This is a genomic window from Bradyrhizobium sp. LeoA1Lang (assembly GCF_055413685.1).
In genome coordinates this window covers 1-5658 of sequence record NZ_JBVAPG010000283.1, presented here as the reverse complement: position 1 = coordinate 5658, position 5658 = coordinate 1, and the positions used below count along the sequence as shown (strand labels likewise).

The following is a 5658-nucleotide window of genomic DNA, read 5'->3' as shown; positions in this document are numbered from 1 at the left end:
GAAGGGCGAAAATCAGTTGCCAAGGGTCATTGCCGGCGTCAAATTTACCGACGGCGTCGCAGAATCGACGACGCCAGCTAACCGCGCCGCCTGATCAGCCCCATCACCCAATTTCGGCCATAGCTCTTCCGGCTTTCTGTCTGGACGTTCAATAAGTTCATATATGGGAACGTGGGTGCGTTCCGACCACGATTCTAGCGCGGCTCCGCAGACCGCGCAGATCGCGTCGCCCGTATGCGGCACCAAGAACTTCTCTTCAGTGCGTCTATACTCGGCGCCGCAATTGCATTGAACAATTGTCGCCATGCCCCGACTATGCGCTTGGGAACGTGAATTTGCCATCGCGAACGCCACAGCAAAAATATCGCCCCGGCATATGGCATATGAAGCGCGCCTGACGGTCACTCTTGGCGGCCATCCTTATTTCGAGGCCGATCCAAGCGACGAAACGCACACCTTCGTGAAGGGTCAGTGCTCCTTCCGTGATTCTCTGGCCGTCAACGAAGATCCAGTGCTATAAGAAGGGGTGTGGTTTTGTTTGCGTCGGCTGAGGGGCGGGACAATGCCAATCAATCGGCTATTGAAAGACAAGCGCGCGCCGGAAGAAATCGAGCTTTTGAACAAGGCCTTCAACCACGCTCTAAACTTGCTGGGCGTAGTTGATCGTAACGACCCGTTTTGCGATATGGTCGCTCGCAAGGTGATCGACGTCCGCGCGACAGGCATTAGCGAGCCGCGAGAGATCGCGGAGATGGCAGTGCTCCGGATTGGCCTTCGGTAAGGCCGCCTCAGTCGGCGGCCTCTTTCATTGCGCCATTTCGCGAATGTTGCCTGTTGAGCACATAGGCTGAAGACCGCATTGAAGATCGCCGCGCGGTCTGTCGCAGCCGGACAGCGGTCCAGGCTGACGGTCGGTCGATCTGCCGAACTCGCATAGTCGCCGGACTTTCCACGGGGGATGCCAGTACGATCTGAATGCTCTTGAAGGGAAAGGACATCGCATGCACCCAGCAATCATGGCCGTGGTGGCGGCTGCTCAATTGGTGACGCCCATTTCCGAGGCCGTCCCAAAACTCAATGTCGAAGCCACCTGCAGAGGGTCTGTGGAAGCGGATAAGGCGATGGGTTTAGCCTTACCTCAAAGCTTCGATAAGTGTATGAGCGATGAGAACTCAGCGCGTCAGCAATTGGACGCGATTTGGCTTTCGTACTCCCCGACCGTCAGAGTCCAGTGCGAGGGAGAGGCGACGGCCGCCGGCGACCCGAGCTATGTCGATCTCTTGACCTGTCTTCAAATGACCAATGGATCGGTCACGACCTCGACAACTGCTTTGAGGGGCGCGAGCAGAAAGAAAAAGGCGCCGAACTAAACTGTGTATTGCGGCAGCGAGGAAACGTCGATTCCTAGCTTCGCCAAAGGCGATCCAAAACCATAGCCCTGACCAAGTTTCCGACACCGGTCCAACGGCCAAGCCGCGATTTGGCGTGCAAAATGCCGACGTCTTCAGCATCCGAATTCCCCACGAAGATCTTTCGCGCTTTCATAAATCGCCAGCTAAGCGGATTTCGCTTCTGAAACACCATCTGAACGTCATGTTGTAAGTATCCGGACAGGACGATGGGCGGCGGAGCGAACACCTCCGGCAATGCCGAGGACAAATTGCTATCGGTTAGAACTTTCCATCGCGAGTATCCGCCCATGAGCGGTGACCGCAAGCTGAACACCACTCGTCCTATCCTGGTTTCGCGGATGGCATAAGAACACATCGCGCAAGGCTCAACGGTCGAATAGAGCGTGCAATCATCAAGGCTGGTCGCACGGAGCGTCTTCTGGGCTGAAGCAATTGCAACCATTTCGGCGTGTCGCGTAACGTCCCGTTCGACTTTGACCATATTGAGGGATTCGCAAATGAATTGGCCTCGCCGAGCGATGACGGCCGCAAACGGGTATTCCCCGCTTTGACCCGCGGATTGGGCGAGAGCGATGCAGCGACGCATCATGATCGAATCTAACTCTGGGTCAGACATGCTCATGGGTGCCAGCAGACGTTTGCGCAGTTTTCGTCCACCTCGTGAACGATGTGTCTGCAACGTTCGCTTGGTTGTTGCTGCACCAAAAAGGAATGCTCCGCCTCTCGATTGCGTGATTGGTCGCCCGACAAGCGTGTCAGGCCGCTTTGACGACACGAACCGCGCAAGACTAATGTTAGGTTCGCAGTGTTGACTATGCAGATTCGGAACGTCCGCTTCTTATGAGCGGTCCTTAAATCGTCCTTCGGCTCCCTCCCTCCAAACCGCGATCGCGCAGCGGTCGCAAGAGTGATGGGTTGGCACCAGCATTTCTATTTCGTTATCCTCGGCCGCGAAGGTGTCGGCGGCGTTGGCGCCGCGGGCGACAGATTGAACGTCAGCCAGATGTTCCAGCCCGCAGGCCGATTTTCATTGGCGAATTCGCCGTAGGCCTTCAGGTTGAGATAGCCCTGCATGTCACCGACCGGAAAAATGTAGCCGACCTGCGGTCCGACGCCGACCACCCGCGACTGGAAGCAGCCGACACGATCGCCGGAGCCGCTGTCACAGCCGAGCTGCTGGTAGACGTAACCCACGAGGCCGACCTGCCACTGCTTGGTCAGGAATTGCGATACGCCCCAGTCGAGGTGCATGTCGACGCCGCTCTGATATTGCGTAGCAGGATTGATGAAGTTGTAGGTGAATCCGAGCACCGCCGAAGCTTCGTGGCCGGTCTTCGGGTCGAAATAGGTGTAGCCGCCGCCGACGTCGATCGCCCAGTGCCCGAGCCCCAGATTTGCAAGGCGGGATGACTCGTAGGCCCCGACCGGAATGTCCCCGGTGATGTAAGTCATGTAGTTGTGAACGCCGGAATTCCACTTCAACTGGAAAAACGGGATCAGATCGCCAAATGCGGTGAGCGAGCTATCGATGCTGTCGAACCGCGAGAACGGAAACGCGCCGCCCGGCGTTGTCAGTGTTCCCGTGAGCTGTCCCGCCAGTGATGTCGAGTTGTTGCCGTACGCTGCCAACAGGACGGCAGAGGCCTGCGCGCCGAGCACGGGTGTCTCAAAAACGTAGGTAGGGGCCACCAAGCCCAGATTGGCGGTTGCATTGACCCTGGCGTTCACGGTGGCCGTCAGATTTGCGGGAATGCCACCGATCGTGATCTCCCGTGCCCGCGCCACGTCACCGCCGGCGGAAACCTGCGTACGATAGTAAATCGAAGTTATCTGCCAACCCGGCTGTTGGGGAGTAGCCGCAAGGCTACCGAAGAAGCCGGGTATCCAAAAGCTGATACCGCCTTCATCGGCGCGCGCCGCATCACAGGGAAGCACAAGCAAGGTCGCAATTGCGGCCGCGCTCAACCGGCAGACAAAACCGGCCGTCGATATCGATTTCCCGCCCTTCATCCGCCAATCCCCCCTTTATTCCACCGCTCCTCCGTCACAGCCGAAGAACGATCCGACATGCGAGGGACCGGAAACGAGCAGATGCTACTACAGCGCGTCTACGTGTGATCGGTGCTTTCGCAACCTGTGCATCCTTAGCGAGGGACTGTGCCTTCCATGCCACAATTTCCCGGGTGAAAATACTTGCTGGTTTTGCCGATTCTGCATAGCGCCGCACGATTTGCGCCTAAACTGTTTCGATCAAAGCGACTGCTTTTCGAAGCCCAACGTCGTCGACCTCCTCGTTTGAGGTGAATGAAAAATGGCCCTCAGAAGTTTCGCTGAACGCGAAGCTCCAGATGGACTGCATCCTGGTCCTTGAACTCGTAGCGCGTCGAAGGCTTCGGAGCTGCCGCCCCGAGGACCGCGGAGCCTTGGAACTTCTGGTCGAGGTGAAACCACTGCACTTCCGCCGAGAAGGTCAGGTTCTTGACCGGTGTCCAGCGGGTCACCGTGCCGAGCTGCGAGACGTTGAAGTCGGGATTGCAGACATAGTCGGCGCTCACCGCCTTGGCCGGCGTGGTGTAGTTGGCGCAGATGAATGCCTTGGCCGTGCCATCGTAGCGGACCACCGAATAGCTGCCATAGAGGCTCGTCGACCAGTACGGATCCCAGTTGTGGTTGAATGCGCCGCGGACGCCAATGGCCTCGGTCAGATGCAGCGAGCCGTCGCCGCCGGCTGCGACCGGCAGGTAAACCGCATCGGTGGTGGCGCCGAAGCCGATGCTCTGATAGGCCGCCGGATTGCCGGTGCCGCCGAACAGCGCAAAGCTCGGCGAGGTCGAATCCGTTCCGATGACGTATTTCGTGGCTCCCTTGGCGTAGCTCGCATCGAGTTTGATGTCGTCGGCGGTGCCGGTCGGCAGGTTCTTGATTTGCAGGGCGGCCATCACCGCGCCACCCCATCTCGTGTCGGGGTGACCGCTGATCTCCGACAGCGCAGTCGGCGCTGCGGCAGGCAAGCCGACCGCGCCGGCCGGCGCGCCAGCGGTGTTGAGGACGTTGTAGGAGGCGTTTACCTCGTGCGCCGCGGCGGAAATCTGGAACAGGCCCCAGGCCTGATCGACGCGGATATTGCCGACGACCTCAGGCGCGTGAACGCCGGCATAGGCGTTGCCGGTGTTCAACGTGGCATTCAGCGGCAGCGACAGATTGTAGACGGCGGTACGGTCCCACACGGTGGGATCGTCAAGTCCGATGCTGCCGGTCACGCCGTTGCCGAAGTCTGCGGTGTACTGGATGTTGTTGGTACCGCTATTGTCGCCGCTTTGGCCCCCCAGCAGGAACGACGAGTTGTTGCCCGGAGTACCCTGCCAGGGCGACGCGTAGGCGGAAGCTGACTTACCGAAGGTGAATCCCGCGAACTGGACGAAGAGATCATAGATGGCGACATAGCCGCCGCCGGGGGTGTCGAGCAGGTTCGAGTTCGCGACAGGAAGCGAGCCATTGATCGAGTTCGGGTTGAAGGTACTGCCCCCCAGCGTGGTGAACTGGAATTTGCTCGAAGCGAAGGTGCGGACCACCCCATATTCGGTGGCAGTGCGGGTATCGACCGTCAGCACCATGCGCGAGCGGTCGACGAAATAATCGAAATAACGATTCCGCTGCCCGGCATCGCCATTCCACGCCGGCTGGCCGTGGGCGGCGCCGCCGTTGAAGGTGACGTCGGCACGCACGTAGCCGCCGAGCTTGATGCAGGTGTCGGTACCCGGAATGAAGAAGAAGCCTGCGCCGTATAGCGAGCAGACCTTCACATATTCGACGGCCTTCGCCTTGACCGGCAGATCCGCCGCTTGGGCGCCGCCGGCGACCATCAGGCCAGCCATCATTCCGAGAACGAGATTCCGCGCCCTTTTCATTCCGGGGCTCCTTCCCGTGACTCATGCAGGTGTGTGCACCAAGAGTGAATCCAAGACGGCCGGCAGGCAATACGTGCCGATGAACCGCATGCAACTGGCTGGCCGATGTGATCTTTCTGCCACGCCGGCCGGACACAGCGGAGAGGATGTGAGTTCGCATTCTCGCGGCACGAGATGCCCGAGCTGTGCGTACGTTTCACCCTCTCATTGGACAGAGGGCGCAGGGAAAGCCGGGTGCCGGTTGCACCCATGGGTCCCGTGCAACAAAAAGCACGGGGGTAGGACCACAGGTTCAACCGAAGCATTCCGGCTTTCCCTGCGCGATGGTGTTACGGCTT

Annotated in this window: 5 protein-coding genes; 2 read left to right on the top strand and 3 right to left on the bottom strand. The window is 59.2% G+C overall.

Features of this window, described 5'->3' with window-relative positions; genetic code table 11:
- Positions 1-562 precede the first annotated feature (562 nt).
- Together ACZYOF_RS41670 and ACZYOF_RS41665 are read left to right on the top strand one after the other, a co-directional pair.
- Entirely contained in the window at positions 563-781 is a 219-nt protein-coding gene (locus ACZYOF_RS41670; protein ID WP_130582221.1) for a hypothetical protein, read from the top strand.
- Positions 782-1001: 220 nt separating this feature from the next.
- On the top strand, positions 1002-1370 hold the full coding sequence (locus tag ACZYOF_RS41665; RefSeq protein ID WP_130582220.1) for a hypothetical protein: 369 nt from the start codon (positions 1002-1004) through the stop codon (positions 1368-1370).
- A gap of 34 nt (positions 1371-1404) precedes the next feature.
- On the opposite strand, the gene ACZYOF_RS41660 is transcribed toward ACZYOF_RS41665, so the two are convergent.
- From ACZYOF_RS41660 to ACZYOF_RS41650, 3 genes are all read right to left on the bottom strand, one after another.
- Complete coding sequence (locus ACZYOF_RS41660) at positions 1405-2028, bottom strand: nucleoside deaminase (protein ID WP_463719383.1); 624 nt, start codon at positions 2026-2028, stop codon at positions 1405-1407.
- A 314-nt stretch (positions 2029-2342) separates the two neighbouring features.
- Positions 2343-3422, bottom strand: coding sequence for a SphA family protein (locus ACZYOF_RS41655; protein ID WP_463719382.1), 1080 nt, complete (start codon positions 3420-3422; stop codon positions 2343-2345).
- A gap of 308 nt (positions 3423-3730) precedes the next feature.
- Positions 3731-5320: a porin gene (locus tag ACZYOF_RS41650; protein WP_463719381.1), complete on the bottom strand. Its 1590-nt coding sequence runs from the start codon at positions 5318-5320 to the stop codon at positions 3731-3733.
- Positions 5321-5658: the final 338 nt, after the last annotated feature.